Consider the following 21786-nt stretch of genomic DNA (forward strand, 5'->3'; position numbering starts at 1 on the left):
TAAGTAAAGTAGGAGCGTATATGGCTGGTTTGAGCGAGTTAGCTTTCGATTTGCATCATGCTAGCGAAGATGAGATTTTTCAAGCATTTGTTGATTGGGTTAAAGATAACAAACATGTAGATTTGTGGCCGCATCAAGAAGAATCCATCATGGATTTGCTTGCAGGAGACCACGTTATTTTAAACACTCCAACAGGTTCTGGAAAATCTCTAGTAGCACTCGGCATGCATTTCACAGCACTCGCCACCGGCAGACGCTCCTACTATACTGCGCCAATTAAAGCTCTCGTATCCGAAAAATTCTTCGATTTAGTAGCTATTTTTGGGCGTGACAACGTTGGTATGATTACAGGCGACTCGCATATTAATGCGGATGCTCCAATAATCTGCTGCACGGCGGAAATCTTAGCAAATCAAGCTTTACGTGAAGGCGTAAATGCTGAAGTTGATTGCGTTGCAATGGACGAATTCCACTACTATGGTGATCCAGAGCGTGGATGGGCTTGGCAAGTTCCGCTGCTTACACTTCCAAATACGCAATTCTTACTTATGAGTGCAACTCTTGGAGACGTAACGGATATTGCGGAACGCTTAGAAAAATCAACAAAAAGAAACGTCGATATTATTGCAGACGCTCCAAGACCAATCCCACTCGAATATGAGTACACAGATAAGCCACTTGCCACAACTGTAGAACTCTTATTTAACAAGGGTTTAACGCCAATCTACGTAGTTCATTTTTCGCAAGACGCAGCTCTAGAAACAGCTCAAGCGCTAGCTAGTACGGGAGTTTCTAGCAAAGAGCAGCGAGACAAAATTGCTCAAGCGATTAAAGGCACTAAATTTACTACAGGCTTCGGCAAAATTTTGCAAAGGCTACTGCGCACAGGCGTTGGCGTACATCACGCTGGCATGCTTCCGCGCTACCGCAGGCTTGTTGAACAGCTAGCTCAGCAAGGATTGTTGCCCGTTATTTGCGGCACAGACACTCTTGGCGTTGGTATTAACGTGCCAATTCACTCTGTTGTGCTTACAGCGCTAACAAAGTTTGATGGGAATCGTAGTCGCAAGCTTCGCGCTCGCGAGTTTCATCAAATTGCAGGTCGTGCAGGCAGAATGGGGTTTGATACAGAGGGCTTAGTAGTTGCAGAGGCTCCAGAGTTCGAGATTGAAAACGCGCGCGCTGTTGCAAAAGCTGGCAATGACCCTAAGAAGCTTAAAAAAGTTAAGCGTAAGAAGGCTCCAGAGGGCTTTGTTGTTTGGGGCGAACCAACGTTTACTAAGCTTATTGAAAGTGCTCCAGAAACTTTGAATCCTCATATGGTTGTAACGCATTCAATGATTTTGAACGAAGTTACGCAAGGCGGAGACGCTAGAGCACGCGTTGAAAAACTTATTGAAGATAGTGCGCAAAAGCCGCAAGATAAAGAGAAATTGCTTGAGCGTTGCAACGATATTTTCCAAACTCTGCTCGATACTCAAGTTATTGAATCTAAAAAGCGCGCGAACGGTTCTTGCGATTATGAGCTTGATGTTGCAATGCCTGAAGGCTTTGCGCTGGATCAGCCGCTTTCTCCGTTCTTGCTCGCAGCTTTGGAACTTCTTGACCCAGAATCTCAAAGCTATGCGCTTGACGTAATTTCTATGGTTGAAGCAACTTTAGATGACCCTAAGCCTGTTCTTCGCGCGCAGGAGCGTAAGGCTCGCGATGCTGCAATGGCTGGTATGAAGGATGATGGCATTGATTACGAGGAGCGCATGGAACGCTTAGCTGAAGTTAGCTATCCTAAGCCTCTTGAGGATTTGCTAGCTCCTGCTTTTGCGCAATACCGCAAGGACGTGCCGTGGGCAAACGACTACTGGCTAAAGCCTAAATCTGTGCTTCGAGACATGGTTGAAACCGTCTCTGATTTTACTGGATACATTTCTCGTTATGGCATTGCTAGAAGTGAGGGAACGCTTCTTCGCTACCTTTCGGACGCTTACCGTTCGCTCGCTCGCACTGTGCCAGAAGACATGCTTAACGAAGAATTGCGTGATATTATTTCGTGGCTTCGTCTTGTTGTGCGCTCTATTGATTCTAGTCTTGTTGACGAGTGGGAGAGTGCAGGAGGTTCGGACGCTGAAGCTAATGCTGTAACTACGGCTGCGCCTGGAACTTCTGAGTCTGTGGTTGAGGATCGTCGTGGACTTATTGTGTTGATTAGGAATGCAATGTTCCGACGTGTGCAACTTATGGATTTGGAAGATGCGGATACTTTAGGAGAGCTTGACAAAGCTTGGGGTTATGGCGTTCACGAGTGGAATGATGTGCTTGACGACTATTACGATGAGCACGAGTATGTTGGAATAGATGCTAAGGCTCGAAGTGGCGACTTGTTTATTTTGGATGATTCGCTTGAGAAAAGTGAACATTCGTGGAAAGTTCGGCAGATTATTGACGATTCAGATGGGGATCATAATTGGGCTATTACTGGCGTTGTCGATTTAGATACAACTCAAGACGAAGGTGAAGTTGTGTTCTTTGATTACCAAGTTTCGCACGTGTGATTTTTAAAAATGTGTTAACAGAATACGAAATGCAAGACGCAAAATGCAATCGAACGTTTGTTCTATATGTAGTGTAAGCTGGTATTTATGGAGCAGGATTTATTTGCAGCAAGTAGCGCGCCGAGTGATGTAACTCGTCCGTTGGCAGTGCGTATGCGCCCGAGCAGTATTGAAGACGTGCTAGGGCAGTCGCATGCTCTAAAAGAAGGTTCTCCTTTGCGCAGGCTTGCAAATCCGCAATCTAAAGGTTCTCTTACTGCTCCAAGTTCTGTTGTGTTGTTTGGTCCTCCGGGAGTTGGCAAAACTACGCTCGCTTATATTGTTGCTCGTCAGTCTGGTCGCGTGTTTGAAGAGCTTTCTGCTGTAACTTCTGGAGTTAAAGACGTTCGAGCGGTACTTGATCGCGCGCATGAGCGTTTAGTTAGTAATGGTCAAGAAACAGTTTTATTTATTGACGAAGTTCACCGTTTTTCTAAATCTCAACAAGATGCTTTGCTTCCAAGCGTTGAAAATCGCGACGTAACTTTTATTGGTGCTACTACTGAAAACCCGAGCTTTTCAATCATTAAGCCGCTACTTAGCAGATCAATAGTTGTTAAACTTGAGTCACTTAGCGTTGAAGATTTACACACTCTTATAGAACGTGCACTAACTAGCGAAAATGGTCTTAATAATCAGCTTAAAATCGACGATGACGCTATTGATTCTATTATTCGCTTAAGTGGGGGAGATACTCGCAAAACTCTCACTATTTTAGAGGCGGCTGCAGGGGCAGTAACAGGAGATGTTGCGTTACAGCATGGCAAAAAGAAACCTGTTATTACTGCCGATGTTGTTTCTAACGTAATGGACACTACCACAGTTCGCTATGACAAAGACGGCGACGATCATTACGATGTGATTTCTGCTTTTATTAAGTCGATGCGCGGAAGTGATGTTGACGCGTCCTTGCATTACTTAGCGCGAATGCTTAGAGCTGGGGAAGACCCGCGTTTTATTGCCAGACGAATTATGATTGCTGCTGCAGAAGAAGTTGGCATGGCAGCTCCGCAAATTTTGCAAGTAACTGTTGCTGCAGCTCAAGCTGTTGCTTTAATAGGAATGCCGGAAGCACGCATTATTCTTTCGGAAGCTGTAATTGCTGTAGCAACCGCTCCTAAATCAAACGCAAGCTATAATGCTATTAATCAGGCTTTGCAAGATGTTGATGCTGGAAATATTGGTCAAGTGCCTCTTCATTTGCGAAACGCCCCGACTGCTTTGATGAAAAGTTGGGGAAACCATGATGGGTACAAGTATGCTCACGATTATCCGGGTGCTGTGGCATCGCAACAGTATATGCCAGATGAGCTAGTTGGTCGCGAATACTATCAGCCGTCGAATCGTGGCTACGAGCATGAGCTTACTCAACGCTTATCTCAAATCCGTGCCATTCTTCACAATTCTGAAAATAAAAATAATAAAACTAATTCGTAAATGTTTTATTTATTTATTCACGCACAAGCATAATGTGTTCAACGCTGTCTAATGGGGATACGCGGAACAAAACAAAACGATTGCCGATTACTTGCACGACTTCGGCACCGAGCTTTTGAGCAAGTGCATCAGCAGCTTCTTTGGCGCTTAATCCGGAACCATCTTGCACAGCACACTTCATGAGCTCGTGGTACTGCATGGTTTCGTCTGCTTGCTTCACAGCTGCATCAGTAATATCGTTCTTGCCAACGTATAAAAGTGGGCTAAGCGTATTAGCGAGCGCGCGAAGTTGCTTAATCTGCTTCTTTGTCAATGCCATAAGGAGTCCTTTCAAATGCAAGTTTTATAACGCAAATATTACATAAATTACATAGTGCTTAACGGATTATACAGTATATTGCGCATTGTTGCATGTGATAATACAAATTTATTTATTGCGCATTTATTCCGTAGTTATTCCGTATTTATTGCGCTTGCTGCAAAAGGTGAAATATTTTCAAAATTTTTTATTACAAAGGTAGCATTTTGCACACAATAATCGCGCTTACAACACAAAGAGTAACTACTAATAGCAGTACATCTTTTATACGCATTTTCCATGAGTGCAAGTGAGTTCTTTCAGCTCCAGGCGTGTAACAGCGTGCATCTAATGCGAGCGCAAGAATGTCAGCATGGCGAATTACTCCTGCAAAACCTGGCACAATTAAAGCTGTTATAGCGTGTACTCGTTGTTTAAAAGAACCATCGCGAATGCTACTTCCGCGAGCGATTTGCGCTAGTGCCACAGAGTGCGCTTCTGCGCTAAGCGTTGGTAAGAATCGTAGCGCTAGGCTCATAATAAGTGCTATTTCTTGCGTTGGTATTCCAATATGTCGAAGTGGTGATAGTAATCGTGTGCAAGATTCGTTAAGCGTTGTTTGGCTCATTGTTAGTACTAGAACTGCTCCAATGATAATAACAAGCGAGAATCGTGTTGCAAAAAGTATTGCATAGTTAATTCCATCGGTTGTAATAGGAATAGTTGCAATATTTGCTAGCACTGTGCCGGTTCGCACTGCGAGAATATTAAGTAGTCCGGAGAAAACAAATATTGCAATAATCATGTGCAGCGAAGCAATAAGTTTAACGAATGGTATTTTTGCAGCAACAGTTAGAGTAAATGTTACAAAAGCAAGAATAGCTAACTGTATGTAGTTAGTAATACTAAAAGCACTTAGCATAAGAATAAAGCATGATAGAAGCGTTGCGCGTGGGTCAAAAGATTGAAGTAACGAAGTTGTTTTTGCTTTTGTGGAACTTTCTTTGTTTTTGGTATTTTCAATATTTTTTGCTGTGCTGCATTCTTTATTGCTTGCTTTATTCCTTGTTTTTAATGTTACTAGTCTTGCGCCTAAATTTTCTGCTTCTTGAAGATTATGCGTAATAAGTATTATGGTTACGCCTTGATTATGTAGCATTCCAAGAATTTTTCGGATACGTAACGCAGCTTCAAAATCTAATCCAGCTGTTGGCTCATCCAGTACGAGTACGCGTGGCTTGCAAGCTAAAACGCCAGCTATTGCAACAAGACGCTGCTGACCTCCAGAAAGCGCAAAAGGTGATTTTTCAGCCAAATTCTCAAGGTTCAGTAAGCGTAGTGTTTCATCCACACGTTCTTTAAGAGCACTGTCTTTTAGCCCAAAATTTTTTGGCCCATAAGCGACATCGTTCCGTACTGTATCAGCAAAAAGCTGTTGTTCTGGCAGTTGCATAACGTAGCCAATTGTTTGATGTAGTTTTTGTCGTATTATTCTAGATGTTTTACCTTTAACAGATATGCCATGTACTGTTATATTTCCTGAATTGGCTTCTAACAATCCACACATTGTTTTAGCAAGAGTTGATTTACCGCAGCCGTTTTCGCCCATTATTGCAACTGTTTCGCCGCTTTTAACAGTTAGTGAATAATCGTCAATAACAGCTGGAGAAGTTTTATCATATTGAACAGTTAGTCCGGAAATTTCTACAGCGATATCTGACTTATTTTCTTTGAATCTGCTATCTGTTAAGTTCTTGTTCTCGCTAATTTTAGTTACATGATTATTTGCTGATTCAATATTAGAAAAGTAAGTTTTTAAACCATTAAAGCTTATTTCTTTCAGGTTACCATTTTCTAGTAAAAGTATGCGATTTGCGCGTTTGCATTCCTCAAAATTATGTGTAATTTGAACGATAGTAGTGCCATTTTTGTGCAAATTATCAAATAAAGCATCAACGTCTTTACGTGCGAACGAGTCGAGCATAGAAGTAGGTTCGTCAAGAACAAGCAGTTTAGAATTCATAGCAATAGCACTTGCTAAAGCTACTCGTTGCTGCTGTCCGCCGCTCATAGTGCTAGGGTCAGCATAACGTTTATCTTCCATATGAACAGTTTTTAAAGCTTCACTGATACGCTTATACATTGCTTTTTGAGGGAATTGCAAATTTTCTAGTCCAAAAGCAACATCTTCTTCAGTAATTGTGGTAATAATCTGGTCTTCAGGACTTTGGAAAAGTGCACCAATATATTTTCGTGCATTTTTATATGATTCAGCACAAGCAGTAGTATTTTCAAAAACTTTTTCGCCGCACAATGTAACATAACCGCTATCTGGAGCTGTTAAACCTGCAATAATTTTTGCTAAGGTTGATTTACCAGAACCGTTTAATCCCACAATTGCCACGCGTTCGCCAGGATTAATTGTAAGACTTAAATTATTAAGCGTCCAAGTTTTTCCATCATCGTAGCTAAAGCAAATATTTCGCAACACTACTTGCGAATTGTTTTCAATCATGTGCTTCTTAGCTTCGTTCATGCTATTACTTGTGCTGATATTATGCATAACTATTCCGTTTGGGATAATTATTTATTTTCGTGTAGCAGGTTAGAAATTGGTTTGTAAATAAGCATAGTTACTACTACGTGCAAAGCAAGTTTAATAATATTAAATGGCAGTAATGCTGGAAGAATAAGAGCCGCAACCTGCGAAACAGTTATGTGAGCGTAAAGAGGAGTAATAACAAGATTTCCACCTATTGCAAGAGCAATAGCAACAATCGAGCCTGCCAAAAGTGCAATGATTGCGCCTTTTTTGGTATGCATTTTTTTGTATACGATTGCTGCTGTAACGCTAGCTCCTAAAGATACTAGCACTGCCATAACTGTGCCGAGTGGATTGGTAAATAAGTGTGGTGCAAAGCCGAGTATGCTTACGATTGCTGCAGCTGCAGGACCATACGCGAATCCTGCTACGAGACACACGATTCCAGAAGGATCGTATTTAAGATAGCTGAGGTCTGGAATAAGCGGGAATTCTATGAAACTTACCGCCATTGAAAGCGCCACGAATAGAGCGTATTTTGCTATTTTTTCACTAGACCAGTTAGAATTCTTTGCATAAGTTTGGTGATTATTTGTATTAGAAATGCCCATGATGGGTCTCCGTTTCTTTCATCCGGACTGTAACCGTTGGCTTCGGAATTTAACCGAATCAGCAGCTTGTAAGCTGCTCGCGGGCTTCAAAAACGCATGAAACACGTATTTTGTTACCGCCAGTAAGGATTTTCACCTTCCCTGAAACTAACTATTCTTTTGTATCTCATGCTAAGAACATTGTTGTGATAATTGTGTGGCGAGGGTAGGTGCGAGAATACAAGTATGAGCAATACGAGTGCATCAAAAAAAATTAGTACTAATAACGCAACTAGCATTGATAAATTAGCTATTGTTGTTGTCACTTATAAGCGTCAAGAGCTTTTGGAGAATTTATTCCATTCGTTTGAATGTTTAAAAGAATGCCCTTGGCGTATTGTCGTTGTTGACAATGAGTGCAGTGACAAAACCGGCGAAATGGTTGCTCGTCTTGAAGCTTCTTTAACTAATCGTTGGGGTAAAGCTCAAAAAGATTGTGAAGGCAATGAACTTCATGTTGTGTATGCTCCGCAAGATGAAAATCTTGGTGGTGCTGGCGGTTTTAGTGCTGGTGTTAAAAAAGCTTATGAACTTGGAGCTAAGTGGTTCTGGGTTATGGATGACGATGTTGAAACAGTGCCTGAATCTATTGAGCGTCTTGCTCCTTGGACTAAGCGTCACGCTGTTGTTCAAGGAAGTCGTTTAGATTACGACGGCGGTAATTTCTACTGGCAGTATGATTTTTTGGTTCCGCTTGGTATTCCAAATCCTATTGCTCCTGCTGCTTTCGGCAGAGCTGGATACAAAGTTATGAATACGATGTGTTTTGAGGGCGGCTTGATTCGTCGAGATATAGTTGAAAAAATCGGCTTCCCGGATTCGCGCTACTTTATTTACTGGGATGATACTACTTACGGGTATCTTGCGAGTAAGGTTACGAACCCTATTGTTGTTCCGGATATTATTCTTCGTCGCACTCGTGATATTCCTAATTGGGATATTGCAGGAGTGCGTCAGCTAAATTCAACATCGGACATGAATCGTTATCATATTATGCGAAATAGAGGCTTTATGGCTCGCTACTTTATGGTTTATGGTGATTTTCGTCCGTTTATGTTTGCGCTTGGAACTGCTTTAACAGCTGCTAAAGAGATTATTCGTTTGATTGCTGTCGATCGTGAGCATATTATTTCGGGTATTGGTAAATTGTTTACCGGTTGGATTGATTCTCGAAAAATTTTGCACGATCAAGACTGGAAACCTATGCCTTCGTTGAAGTAGAAGTTAGTAAACAGTAAGCGTGTCGTATCAGATATACGATAGAATACTGGTAATTGTCCATACAGCACACATTCAGAGGGGAGTGTTAGTGAAATGATTGACACTGCACAAGCATTTGGCGTCGATATTGGTGGATCCGGTATTAAGGCTGCTCCAGTAAATTTGGAAAAGGGAGAGTTCGCAGAACCTCGATACAAAATTCTCACTCCTGCGGTTTCTACGCCTCAAGCAGTTGCAGATATTGTTCGTCAGCAGCTTGAACATTTTGAAGTACCTGCAGATGTTCCTGTTGGAATTGCGTTCCCTGCTCCAATTAAGCCTGGTAAGAAGCTTGATTTTATGGCAAATCTTGACCAGTCTTGGATTGGTGTTGATGTTACTGAAGTCTTTAGCGAGGCTTGTGGTCGTCCTGTAACAGTAGTTAACGATGCCGATGCTGCTGGTTTAGCTGAGCAGCGTTTTGGTGCAGCAAAAGACAAGGATGGCTTGGTTATTGCTACTACTCTGGGCACTGGTATTGGCACGGCTTTGATTTACAACGGTGTGCTTATTCCAAACACTGAGCTTGGTCATATTCAGCTTGAAAAAGGTAAAGGCGATGCTGAAAAGTACGCTGCTTCTTCTGTTCGTGAAAAGTTGGATATGGGCTATAAGAAGTGGGCTAAGCGTTTGACTAAGTACTACGGCTTGATGGAAAAGTATTTCAACCCAGATTTGTTTGTTGTCGGTGGTGGTGTTAGCCGCGTAAGCGAAAAGTTCTTGCCGCATATCGATATTAAAACTCCTATTGTTGTTGCAACATTGCATAATGAGGCTGGAATTATTGGTGCAGCTTACTATGCAATGCAAAAAATGCAGCAAAACTAAAAAATAACTAAATATTATTTGTTATCTATTGAGCTGGGTGAGCAGTTTATGCTGCAGCCCAGCTTTTGTTATGCCAAGTGTTAGGGTAGTTTCGTGCGATTTTCTTCTAGAGTAGATGTGAGTGAGCCAAATCCTATTATTTTAGCTCAGCGAAAAGCTATTTTTAATGGCGTAAAGCTTACTAAATTAAACGATTCCAATCCAACGTCTCACGGCTTAGCTCCTCAATGTTTAAGCGGATGTTACACAGCAGACCCTAGAGGTCCTAAGGAAATTCGCGATATTCTTTCAAACTTCATCAATAAGCGAGATAACCGCACTGAAAAGTCTGTTCCACCAAAGCTTAATCCAGATCAGCTTTATGTGCTTTCTTCAACTTCTCAAGCTTACGCATGGCTTATGATGCTTTTATGCGATGCAGGGGATGCTGTTATGGGACCAACTCCTGGATATCCTCTTATAGAGTCTATTGCACGCTTGCAATGCGTGAATGCAATACCGTATCCTTTGCACTATGATGGTTCTTGGACTATTGATATTGCGCGTGTTAGAGAACTTTTAGAAGATGCGTCTTTGCGTATTAAAGCTCTTGTGCTTATTAATCCAAATAATCCTACAGGCTCATATGTTAAGCCTGAAGAACGTGAAATACTATTGCAATTATGTCGTGATAATGGTGTTGCGATTATTGCAGACGAAGTATTTTATGAATATTCGCTTGAATCTTTTGCTGGCAATGCTCGTTTTGCTGGAGAATCTTCTACTTTAGTTTTTGCGCTTGATGGATTCTCCAAAATGCTTGCTGCTCCTCACGCCAAAGTTGGTTGGATTGAAGTTTCAGGTCCTAAAGATGATGTTTATGAAGCACAAAAAAGGCTTGACGTTATAGCGGATGATTTTTTGCCTATTGGTAATACTGTTTCTGAGCGAATACCAGAATTATTGCAATATGCATCTTCTCAAAGCGCTATTGTACGGAATCGTGTTATTAATAATCTGCATACGCTTCGAGAAACATTGGTATCCACGCCTAAATGCTGTGTTAGCGCGTTGCGTGCAGAAGGCGGATGGAATATTTTATTGCGTGTACCATCTTGCATTGACGATGATGTATTAGCTTTGAGATTGATGAAAGATTATAATCTAGTTTCTCAACCTGGATATTATTTCGATATGCCAGTTAATGGGTATTTAGCATTGTCATTATTGCCAGAGCCGCAACAGTTTATTAGCGGATTACATGCGCTTCTTCGAACTGTAGATGCATTGTTAGAAGAATAGTAATTATATAAATAATTATTTAAAACAATGTCATCCAACTTCTAAACGCGAACCATAAGTTTGGATTAAAACGAAGCGTGCTGTCTTCACGTCCTGTAACAAACCAACTGAGTACAGCGATAGCAATAGAAGCAAATAGCAATACTGCTACAAGTAAGCGTATTGTGTAAGCAATAGTTTTTTTATGTAAAGAATTTTCTGATTGCAAGGTGGACGCATACTCTAAAAGCAAGCTAATTCCAATTGCGGCAGCTATAGCAAAAGCCCACGCAAAATCAGCGATATATCTCCATCCGATACCAGCTTTTAAACTGTCGAAAACAATGAGAACAAGCCCAACTATTATAGCTATTACGCTTGTGCGCCAAGCAATATGCGTGTGGCAGCGTTTTTTCATAATAAATACGCATATTATGCCAACTAATGCCAATGGTGAAAGTGTAAACATTCCGCCAATCATAGGCTCTGCGTATTGCCAACGGTCAAATGCGATAGGCTGAATACCAATCCAAGGAAAAGTTGGAATAAAACGCAAAGGTAGCGCAATATAGCTAAAAATAGACGGCAAAATATTTTGTGACGGCAAACGCATAGTCGTCATGTCAGTAATAGTTATTTGATACTCATTGCCAAAATTTAACGGTGAGCCAAAGCGCAAAAGATTATAAACGCCAAATGGAATTGCAGTCATTACGCATGGCAGTATCCAAGCTGCAAAATATTTAAAAGGCTTATGCCATGAAGAAACTTTTTTCCAGTTGCGCAAAATATTTGGTAAATCTTTTTCTATATGCGAATAAATTGCAGGAAGTGCAAAAAGAACAGCTATAGAAAAAGTAGGTCTACATCCTAAATTTAATGCAATAAAGAAAGAACCTAAAACAATATTTAGCAAAGAGTGTGTTTTATTAAAACCTAGGTAGCACCACAATCCAAGAGATGTGAAGAAAAGTGACGCTGCCATAGGTACGGAATAAAATGACGTTCTAAACCACAAATACACTGTATTTGAAGTAATGAAGAATAAAGCAAGAACAATGGATGTCGTTCCTAAAGATACTTTTTTTGAAGTCTGCTCAATAATTCGAATAACCAATAGGGAGCCTGCTATAAGAAAACCAATTAAGAATATTATCGTAGCTACTGTTGTTGGAAGCATAGAGCCTTCTGGAGTCCATAGTCTTGAAATAATGCGATAAGGCAAAAATAGCAATATTGCTGGAAGAACTCCGAAGTAGGAATACCAGTGACCTTTGTAGTATGCGTAATCCCAATACATATGTTGTACTGAGTGGTTTAACAAATTATTTCTAGCCGTAGGATCGTAAGGATTTTGCAAGTGTTCTAATTCATTAGGAACAGGGAGATTTAAATGCACTTGACCTTTTAACAATGCGTCTGCAGTGTGAGCATATTGATCAAAATCATATGCATAATTACCGTTTGTATAAAAATGCATAGGAGTTGCGTTTCGTAAATTCCAAAAAATAGTTATTAAACCAACAGCAATAAATGGAAGAAGAGAAGCAGCAAAGCAGCAACATTGAATAAGACTATGAGTGTTGAGTTTAATTTTCCAAAGCTTGGACCAAGGATTCCAAAGCGTAACAAAAAATGCAAAAATAGCAAGTATTAATACGCGACCCCATGACCATCTAAAAGGCACTCGAACGTTTGCTCTTGAGTCTTCAATATTCAATATTGATCCTATTGGATGTTGCAGCCACACTCTAACAATGCAAGATTTCCCTATTGCTTGTTTTGGAAGTTTAAGCAAAGATGGGTTTAGAGAAGCAGTGTTTGTGCTTTGAGGTTTGCTTAAGTATTTGTTTGCTTCAACTAAAACATTGATGTTTGAAATAAGATTATTATTTTTGCTTTTCTTTTTAATAATCGCAGGCTCTAAGCGAATATAAGGCGAACTTCCGTCGGATGTTACTTCTAAATATGCTTCTGAAGGATCCGTTATAAGAATGCCGCCGGAATCTAAGCGTCTAATTCCAGAACCTATATCGTTGTGCGCAGAAATGCTATCTGTACTTCCTGTAACACTACTCCAAAATGGCAGATTTCCAATAGAACATTCAAATAAGGTTATAAGAATTATTACGATGAATGGTATTCGCAAAAAATGTAGCGCACGTTTTATGCAATGATTGTCAATTTGATTGCTTATACGACTGTTGGCACTATTCGCCGTATTTGGCAAAGTCTTAGACGCGTATGTTGAAATCACTGCTTAACCATTCTATTGCACAATTCAAGTAATTCAGTTCAACATTTTACTCTTCGGCAACTAAATCGAGATATTCGTCATTCCACAAATCTTCGTCGCCATCAGGCATGAGTAGCACTCGCTCAGGTTGTAAGGCTTGAACTGCACCTTCATCGTGTGTAACAAGAACAATTGCTCCCTCATACTTTGCAATAGCTTTAAGTATTTCATCTCGAGATGCTGGGTCTAAGTTGTTAGTAGGTTCGTCTAGTAGTAGCACATTGGCTTTGGAAGTTACTAGTGTTGCAAGTGCTAGACGCGTTTTTTCGCCGCCTGAAAGCACTCTTGCAGGCTTCATTGCGTCGTCGCCGGAAAACAGGAAGCTGCCAAGCATAGAACGTGCTTGCGTGTCATCCAGGTTTGGTGCAACGTGCTGAAGGTTTTCCAAAACTGTAGAATCCAAGTCTAATGTATCGTGTTCCTGTGCAAAATAACCTATTTTGCATCCGTGTCCGTATTGAACTTCACCAGTATCTGCTGTTTCTTCTCCTGCCAAAATGCGTAATGTTGTTGTTTTTCCAGCACCGTTATAGCCTAGAATGACAACGCGTGAACCTTTGTCTATAGCAAGGTTAATTCCAGCGAAAACAATATTAGAACCATACGCTTTGGAAATATCTTTTGCCATAATTGGAGTTTTTCCGCATGCAGCTGGTTCTGGAAAACGAATATCTGCAACTTTTTCTTGTTTTTGAGCTTCACTTGTTTCGCTTAATAAGCGTTCAGCTCTTCGCATCATGTTTTGAGCAGCAACTGCTTTTGTAGCTTTAGCATGCAAGCGAATGCCTTGTTTCATAAGACGTTCAGCTTTCTTTTCTGCAACTTCTCGTTCGCGACGACGTCTTTCTTCGTCTACTACGCGCTGATGCAAGTATGCTTTCCAACCCATTGAGTACATGTCTATTTTTGCAAGTTGAGCATCTAAATGCCATACTTTGTTGACTACTTCGTCTAGTAATTCTGTGGAGTGAGAAATTACTAGGAATCCACCTTCAAATCGTTTAAGATAATTGCGCAACCATATTATTGAGTCTGCGTCTAAGTGGTTTGTAGGCTCATCGAGAATTAATGTGTCTGCGTCAGAAAACAGAATTCTAGCAAGTTCTATGCGGCGACGTTGACCACCTGAAAGTGTGCCTAAAGCTTGTTGCATAACTTCTTGTGGAAGTCCCAGGCTGGTTGCCATCGATATTGCTTCAGATTGCACTGAATAACCGCCTGCTTTTTCAAAATCTTGCATTGCTTTGTCGTAGCGGTTCATAGCTTTAGTCATTATGTCTGGATCTGGATCTGTCATTTCTTTTTCCGCTTTGCGAATACGCAAAACGATAGAAGCAATATCTCGAGCGCTCATAATGCGATCTATAACACTTTGCTCTGGGTCTGCTGCGTGCGTGTCTTGAGGTAAGTAGCCTAAACCTCCACTAACTCTAACCGAGCCTCCTGCTGGCAGCATGTCTCCTGTAATAACGCGAGTAAGCGTAGTTTTGCCTGCGCCGTTTCTGCCGACTAAACCGATCTTATCTCCTTTTGTGACGTGAAAATCGGTAGGATTTAACAGCGTTCGCGCACCAATCTGAATGGTTAAAGCTTGTGCGTCAATAGGCATAATGTCTGTTCCGTTCCCCAAAATTTAGGCTGTTAGTATTTATTACTTATAAAAGTCATAACCAAACTCACTATTATACTGCTTACTGGTAACGAATACAGCATGTGGTTGATAGTCAAATACTTTACTTTTTCGAACACTTGTTCTATAATTTTCTTGTTGGTAATAAAATTGGGTATTGGTTGGGAATATTCAAGTGATTATGGGGAAGTGTGGAGGTAATTGTGTCAAAACAGGCGAATGAACAAAATGACTCGTTGCAAGAATTGCTTGATAATGCTCCTATGAGCGCTAACAGCGGTACTTTTATAGCTGATTTATCTAGTATTCCTTCTGAATGGAAAATAACTATCCAGGGTGCTAGAGAGCATAATCTAAAAAATGTAAGTTTATCGATTCCTAGGAATCGTATGGTTGTTTTTACTGGTCTTTCTGGATCTGGTAAGTCCTCGCTTGCGTTTGATACGCTTTTTGCAGAAGGTCAGCGACGCTATGTTGAGTCGCTTAGTGCTTATGCTCGCCAATTTTTAGGACGTATGGATAAGCCTGATGTTGATTTTATTGAGGGCCTAAGTCCTGCTGTTTCTATTGATCAAAAAACTACGAATCGTAATCCTCGTTCTACTGTTGGAACTATTACAGAAATATATGATTATTTGCGATTATTGTTTGCAAGGATTGGTGTGCCTCACTGTCCTGAATGCGGTCAAATAGTAAGTTCTCAAACTCCTCAGCAAATGACTGATTCATTGCTTGCTATGCCAGAACGTACGAGATTGCAAATTCTTGCTCCAGTAGTTCGTGGTCGTAAAGGAGAATTTAAAGACACGCTTGAGCTTTTGCGCTCAGATGGTTATGCTCGTGCGATTATTGACGGACAAATGCATGAGCTTTCTGAAGATATTACTCTTACTAAACAGAAGAAACATACAATTGAAGTAGTAGTAGATCGTTTAGTTATTAAAGATGGCATTCGTGTTCGATTAACTGATTCGATTGAAACAGCATTAAAACTATCTAAGGGAGTAGTAATTGCTGATTTTGTTGACGAACCAGAAGACTCACAAACGCGTCGTAAATCATTTTCGGAACATCGTGCATGTCCAAACAATCATCAATTAGAGCTTGATGAGATTGAGCCTAGAACATTTTCATTCAATGCTCCTTATGGTGCTTGCTCTGAATGTTCCGGCATTGGATACAATCTCGAAATTGATCCTGAACTTGTTATCCCAGACCCAGACAAATCTCTTGCGCAAGGAGCTATTGAGCCGTGGGCAATGAATAAGTCAGCTGGAATGTATTATCAGCACATACTTTCAGGACTTGCTAAAGATTTGCATTTTGATATGAATACTCCGTGGAAGGATCTAGCGGAAGACGTTAAACATGACATCATGTATGGTCATGATTTCACAGTTCAAGTTTCCTACACAAATAGGTGGGGGCGTCAGCGTGAATATTCTACTGGCTTTGAAGGTGTAGTTCGTACGCTTATGCGCAAACATGACGAAACTGATTCTGATCAAATGCGTCAATATTATGAGTCGTATATGCGTGAAGTTCCATGCCAAAAATGTAATGGAAAGCGTTTACGTCCAGAAGTTCTTGCAGTTACAGTATCTAATACTTCCATAGCTGAAGTTTGCGATATGCCAGTAGAGCGAAGTCTAGCATGGGTAAATGCTTTGCATTTGGATGGTTCTCAAGCAGTAATTGCAACAGAAATATTAAAAGAGATTCGTGCTCGACTTGGTTTTTTGAACGATGTGGGTTTAAGCTATCTCACTCTTTCAAGAGCTGCAAAAACTTTGTCTGGTGGAGAGGCTCAACGTATTCGTTTAGCTACTCAAATTGGATCAGGTTTAGTTGGTGTTATGTACGTGCTTGATGAGCCGTCTATTGGATTGCATCAAAGAGATAATGAGCGTTTGATTGCAACATTGCATCATCTGCGAAATCTTGGTAATACGCTTATTGTTGTCGAGCATGATGAAGATACTATACGTCAGTCCGATTGGCTTGTTGATATTGGTCCAGAAGCTGGCGAGCACGGAGGAGAAGTAGTATATTCAGGTCCGTCTGATGGAATTATTAAAGCTCAGCGTTCAATTACTGGAGATTATATTGCTCACAGACGCTCAATAGATGTGCCAAAACAACGTCGTAGTGTAGACGAAAATCGTATGCTTCATATAATTAATGCCCATGAGCATAATTTAAAAAATATTGATATAAGCATACCTTTGGGAGTATTCACATGCATAACGGGTGTATCTGGATCTGGTAAATCAACACTTATAAACTCAATTTTGTATCCTGTTCTTGCAGACAAACTAAATGGTGCTCGAATTGTTCCAGGAAAGCACAAACGTATTGATGGTATTGAGCTTTGTGACAAAGTAGTGCATGTCGATCAGAATCCTATAGGAAGAACTCCTCGTTCTAATCCAGCAACTTACACTGGTGTTTGGGATAAAATACGTTCATTGTTTGCTCAGACTCCAGAAGCAAAAGTTCGTGGCTATGGTCCTGGTCGCTTCTCGTTTAATGTTAAAGGAGGCAGATGTGAAGCATGTCATGGCGACGGTACTTTAAAAATAGAAATGAACTTTTTGCCTGACGTATACGTAGAGTGTGAAGTTTGTCATGGTAAACGTTACAACCGTGAAACTTTGGAAGTTACATATAACGGAAAGTCTGTTGCAGATGTTCTTAATATGCCTATTTGTGAAGCTGCAATATTTTTCAAAGCATATCCTTCTATTTCTCGATATTTAGATACTTTAGTAAAAGTTGGCTTGGGCTATATTCGTCTTGGTCAAAGCGCAACAACACTTTCTGGCGGTGAGTCTCAACGAGTAAAGCTTGCTACAGAGCTGCAGAGAAGATCTACTGGTAAAACAGTTTATATTCTCGATGAACCTACTACTGGACTGCATTTTGAAGATGTTAGGAAACTTCTAGCGGTTTTGCAATCTCTTGTAGATAAAGGCAACAGTGTTATTGTAATTGAACATAATCTTGATGTTGTGAAATCTGCAGATTGGATTATTGATTTAGGTCCAGAAGGAGGAGATAAAGGCGGAACCTTAGTTGCAGAAGGTAGTCCTGAGAGCGTAGCGCGTAATGGCGAGAGTTGGACAGGTAAATTCCTTAAGCAAATGTTACATTAAAAGTTCAAAAAAGTTACCGATCTGTAATTTGCTGAACTGAGAAATTTACTCGACAAATCTTATGAATAGTTGCATAAATCTTGTTTAGGAAAGGAGGTGAAAATGAAAGATAATAATCTTAATAAAAATTCTTATAAAGCATATGATTTGCAAGAAGAAAATAGGATGAGAGATAGTGAAAAATGGCGTAAAACGCAAGCAATAATAGATGAACAGTTTTCGAAAGATTCATCATTTGATGATGAAAGAGTAAATGCATTAGGAGCTCCATTGCTTGGTGATACTCGTGATTTATTCCGTCCAGCTTCTCGTGATATTCCAGCGCAACCTGGAGTATACAAGTGGCGTGATGGCGAGGGGCGAGTTATTTACGTTGGAAAAGCAAAAAATTTACGCAATCGTTTAGCGAATTATTTTCAACCTCTTTACCAACTTCATCCTAGAACTCAATCTATGGTTCTTACAGCTCGCAGTTTGGAATGGACTGTTGTAAGCACTGAATTTGAGGCTCTTACACTTGAATATACTTGGATTAAAGCTTTTAACCCTAGGTTTAATGTAGTTTTTCGTGACGATAAAACATATCCTTATGTTGCAGTTTCGCTAGAGGAAACTTTTCCAAGAGTATGGATTACTAGAAATCGTAGTGCGCGGCATGCTAGATATTTTGGTCCGTATGCAAAAGTGTGGTCTCTTCGTCATAGTTTAGATTCTTTACTTAAAACTTTTCCTATTCGTACATGCTCATCCTCTGTTTTTAGCAAAGCTCATAGGACTGGTAGACCTTGCTTATTTGCTTCGATTGGTAAATGTTCAGCTCCTTGTATAGGAAACATAGATCCTAGCGAACATCGCAAGATGGTAGAACATGTAGTTGGCATACTTACAGGCAGTGTTGGAGAGTCTTATATTTCACAAATTAAGAATGAGATGAAAGAAGCAAGTGAAGAGCTAGAATTTGAGCGTGCAGCTAAATTGCGTGACGAAATTGCTGTTTTGAACACTATTTTGCAACAAAATGCAGTTGTGTTTGACAATGATGTAGAAGCAGATGTTTTTGGATTCTGCGGAGATGAGCTTGAAGCGTCAATTCATGTATTTTTTGTCAGAGCTGGAATGATTCGTGGAGAGAAAAATTGGTCGGTAGAACGAAATGAGCATATTAGTGACAGTGATCTTATAGCTGATTTATTAACTCGCGTATACGCAGAATATGAACAAAATTACACACAAAACCATGAAGATACTATTAGCATTGAGAAAGTTCGCGACGCTGTTAGCTCTACGCAACAAGCTACTGCAACTGATGTAATATTGCGAGCACAAGCTACTAAAACTCGTCGTGAACGTCAAGAGAGAACAGGTCGTGAGGATTTACTTGCTCCTATTTCGCCTGTTCCTCGTGAGATTATAGTTCCAATTAAAATTTCTGAAGAACGTAAGCAAGAGCTTGAATTGTGGCTTAGCAATATTCGTGGTTCTCAAGTAAGTATTAGAGTTGCAGAGCGCGGAGAAAAACGTGCTCTTATGGATCGTGCAAACGATAATGCTAGTCAGGAATTGAAACGCATAAAATCTAGCCGTATTAACAGCATAGATATGAGAACAGAAGCTATGAATGAAATAGCAAAAGCGCTTGGAATGAGTAAATCTCCTTTGCGAATTGAATGTTATGATATCTCAAATACAGTTGATGGCAGTTATCAAGTTGCTTCTATGGTTGTTTTTGAAGATGGTGTTGCTCGTCCTAGTGAGTACCGTCATTTTGCGGTTCGAGGTGAACACGGTGATGGTAAAACAGATGATTTAAGTGCTGTTTATGAAACATTATTGCGAAGGTTTAAGCATAAAGATGTTTATGCAGAAGATAAGCTTGATACATTAGATGCATCAGATACATCTGACTCATCTGACATTAATATTTGTGATTCCAACAGTATTTCTAATAAGCATTTTTCAGGTAATTCGTTGACTAGTGCGCGGCATTTTGCTTATAAGCCTCAATTAATTATTGTCGATGGAGGAAAAGAACAAGCAAAAGCTGCTAAAAGAGCTATGGAAGATGCTGGCGTAAGTGATATTACTGTTTGTGGTTTAGCTAAGAAGCTTGAAGAAGTGTGGCTTCCTGACGAAGATTATCCAATCATTTTTAAGAGAAGCTCAGAAGGATTGTATTTATTGCAGCGCGCTAGAGATGAGTCTCATCGTTTTGCTATTTCGTATCATCGTAAATTGCGAAGAAAAGGTTCATTGCATTCTACTTTTGATGCTATTCCTGGAATTGGATCAGTGTATCGTAAACGTTTGCTTGCATTTTTTGGTTCAATAAAATCTTTGAAAAATGCTTCATTAGAAGATTTGCAAAAAGTGCCTGGAATTGGTGAGAATAAAGCAAAAGCTATATACAGTGCTTTGCGTAAAAATAATGATGAATTACTATGAGTCGCAACTCGTCAGCATAGGGCACTAGCCTAAGAAGTATGTCTCAGGAAATTGAAATTGGTTTGGGCAAAAAAGCCCGAGTTGCATATTCGCTTGACGATATTGCTATTGTTCCTTCGCGTCGCTCGCGTGATCCTCAAGCTGTATCTACTGCATGGCAAGTAGATGCTTATACGTTTGATATCCCAATTATTGCTGCTCCGATGGATTCGGTTACTAGCCCGGATACTGCGATTGCAATTGGTCAAATGGGTGGTCTTGGAGTTCTTGATCTAGAAGGTTTATGGACTCGATATGAGAATCCAGAACCTTTGTTAAAAGAAATAGCTGAGTTGCCGTCAAACATTGCAACCCGCCGCATTCAGGAGATTTATACTGAGCCGATCAAACCAGAATTGATTGCAAAGCGTTTGCATACAATCAGAGATGCTGGAGTGACAGTAGCAGGAGCTCTTTCTCCACAACGCACGCAAGAATTATATAACACTGTTCTAGAAGCTGGTGTTGATTTATTCGTGATTCGCGGAACAGCAGTATCTGCGGAACATGTTTCTAAAGATCATGAACCTCTTGATTTAAAGAAGTTTATTTACGATCTCGATGTTCCTGTTATTGTTGGAGGTTGCGCAGATTATACTTCTGCTCTTCATTTGATGAGAACTGGAGCTGCAGGTATTTTAGTTGGATTTGGCGGCGGAGCAGTATCCGCAACCATGAATACTTTAGGTGTGCAAGCACCTATGGCTACTGCTATTGCGGATGTTGCTGAAGCTCGTAGGGATTATATGGATGAATCCGGCGGCCGTTACGTGCAAATTATTGCTGATGGAGGAATGGGTAATTCCGGCAGCTTTATTAAGGCTCTTGCAGTTGGAGCTGACGCAGTTATGCTTGGTACTCCATTAGCTCGCGCAACTGAGGCTCCTGGTCATGGCACTCATTGGGGTGCTGAGGCTCGTCATTCATCACTTCCTCGCGGGATGCGTTCAAATGTTGGCACTGTGGCTCCGTTAGAGAATATTCTTTTTGGCCCAAGTCATGAAGCAGATGGTACTACAAACTTTGTTGGTGCATTGCGCAGAACAATGGCTTCTACAGGTTATGTTGATGTTAAGAGCTTCCAGCGTTGTAGCGTAGTATTTAACCCATTCCATCAGGATATTCGTTAGTGTTATAAGTATGATGCTTATTGCATAAAATATGGCGGTTCAGTAATTTGTTCTGAGCCGCCATTTTTGTTTTCAAAATTGTTATATCTATATGAACATTCTATTGATTTATGCATAAATATGATTTTTAGCTATATTTGCTATTCTCTTAAACCGTAATGTGTATAATTCAACACGCATAAAATCGTTTATTTTCAATAAAAATGACGAATATTTTGTAATTTATCCACA

At 40.3% G+C, this 21786-nt stretch carries 13 protein-coding genes and 1 riboswitch; of the genes, 8 read left to right on the forward strand and 5 right to left on the reverse strand.

Going from position 1 to position 21786, the window contains the following annotated elements; all coding sequences use genetic code 11:
* Positions 1–20 precede the first annotated feature (20 nt).
* Positions 21–2549, forward strand: coding sequence for a DEAD/DEAH box helicase (locus HXT39_RS02495; RefSeq protein WP_103013862.1), 2529 nt, complete (start codon positions 21–23; stop codon positions 2547–2549).
* 87 nt (positions 2550–2636) lie between these two features.
* Positions 2637–4025 carry a replication-associated recombination protein A gene (locus tag HXT39_RS02500; RefSeq protein ID WP_102703135.1) on the forward strand — a complete coding sequence of 463 codons (1389 nt, stop codon included), beginning with the start codon at positions 2637–2639 and terminating at the stop codon, positions 4023–4025.
* A gap of 13 nt (positions 4026–4038) precedes the next feature.
* Here the strand turns inward: HXT39_RS02500 and HXT39_RS02505 are convergent, their stop codons facing one another.
* From HXT39_RS02505 to HXT39_RS02515, 3 genes are all read right to left on the reverse strand, one after another.
* A complete protein-coding gene (locus tag HXT39_RS02505; protein ID WP_004108863.1) occupies positions 4039–4344 on the reverse strand; it encodes a YhbY family RNA-binding protein in 306 nt (101 codons plus the stop codon).
* Between the two features lie 190 nt (positions 4345–4534).
* Positions 4535–6859: an energy-coupling factor transporter ATPase gene (locus HXT39_RS02510; protein ID WP_103013881.1), complete on the reverse strand. Its 2325-nt coding sequence runs from the start codon at positions 6857–6859 to the stop codon at positions 4535–4537.
* Between the two features lie 47 nt (positions 6860–6906).
* A complete protein-coding gene (locus HXT39_RS02515; protein ID WP_004108872.1) occupies positions 6907–7476 on the reverse strand; it encodes an ECF transporter S component in 570 nt (189 codons plus the stop codon).
* 6 nt (positions 7477–7482) lie between these two features.
* Positions 7483–7629, reverse strand: a riboswitch (FMN riboswitch).
* Positions 7630–7701: 72 nt separating this feature from the next.
* Here HXT39_RS02515 and HXT39_RS02520 point away from each other — a divergent pair.
* From HXT39_RS02520 to HXT39_RS02530, 3 genes are all read left to right on the forward strand, one after another.
* Complete coding sequence (locus tag HXT39_RS02520) at positions 7702–8736, forward strand: glycosyltransferase (RefSeq protein ID WP_004108875.1); 1035 nt, start codon at positions 7702–7704, stop codon at positions 8734–8736.
* A gap of 93 nt (positions 8737–8829) precedes the next feature.
* On the forward strand, positions 8830–9603 hold the full coding sequence (gene ppgK / locus HXT39_RS02525) for a polyphosphate--glucose phosphotransferase (RefSeq protein WP_004108876.1): 774 nt from the start codon (positions 8830–8832) through the stop codon (positions 9601–9603).
* Positions 9604–9696: 93 nt separating this feature from the next.
* Positions 9697–10884 carry a pyridoxal phosphate-dependent aminotransferase gene (locus HXT39_RS02530; protein ID WP_004108878.1) on the forward strand — a complete coding sequence of 396 codons (1188 nt, stop codon included), beginning with the start codon at positions 9697–9699 and terminating at the stop codon, positions 10882–10884.
* 19 nt (positions 10885–10903) lie between these two features.
* Here HXT39_RS02530 and HXT39_RS02535 read toward each other — a convergent pair whose 3' ends face one another.
* Positions 10904–13120 carry a beta-carotene 15,15'-monooxygenase gene (locus tag HXT39_RS02535; protein WP_103013863.1) on the reverse strand — a complete coding sequence of 739 codons (2217 nt, stop codon included), beginning with the start codon at positions 13118–13120 and terminating at the stop codon, positions 10904–10906.
* Positions 13121–13166: 46 nt separating this feature from the next.
* Positions 13167–14768, reverse strand: coding sequence for an ABC-F family ATP-binding cassette domain-containing protein (locus tag HXT39_RS02540; protein ID WP_004108881.1), 1602 nt, complete (start codon positions 14766–14768; stop codon positions 13167–13169).
* A 284-nt stretch (positions 14769–15052) separates the two neighbouring features.
* On the opposite strand from HXT39_RS02540, the gene uvrA reads away from it, so the two are divergent.
* The 3 genes from uvrA to HXT39_RS02555 all read left to right on the forward strand — a co-directional run bounded on the left by uvrA (position 15053) and on the right by HXT39_RS02555 (position 21555).
* Positions 15053–17944 carry an excinuclease ABC subunit UvrA gene (uvrA, locus tag HXT39_RS02545; protein WP_233186354.1) on the forward strand — a complete coding sequence of 964 codons (2892 nt, stop codon included), beginning with the start codon at positions 15053–15055 and terminating at the stop codon, positions 17942–17944.
* A 102-nt stretch (positions 17945–18046) separates the two neighbouring features.
* A complete protein-coding gene (uvrC, locus tag HXT39_RS02550) occupies positions 18047–20386 on the forward strand; it encodes an excinuclease ABC subunit UvrC (protein ID WP_103013864.1) in 2340 nt (779 codons plus the stop codon).
* 38 nt (positions 20387–20424) lie between these two features.
* Complete coding sequence (locus HXT39_RS02555) at positions 20425–21555, forward strand: GuaB3 family IMP dehydrogenase-related protein (RefSeq protein ID WP_064622111.1); 1131 nt, start codon at positions 20425–20427, stop codon at positions 21553–21555.
* Positions 21556–21786: the final 231 nt, after the last annotated feature.

This window comes from Gardnerella sp. DNF01159, assembly GCF_049244215.1.
In the GTDB taxonomy this organism is placed as follows: Bacteria; Actinomycetota; Actinomycetes; order Actinomycetales; family Bifidobacteriaceae; genus Bifidobacterium; species Bifidobacterium swidsinskii.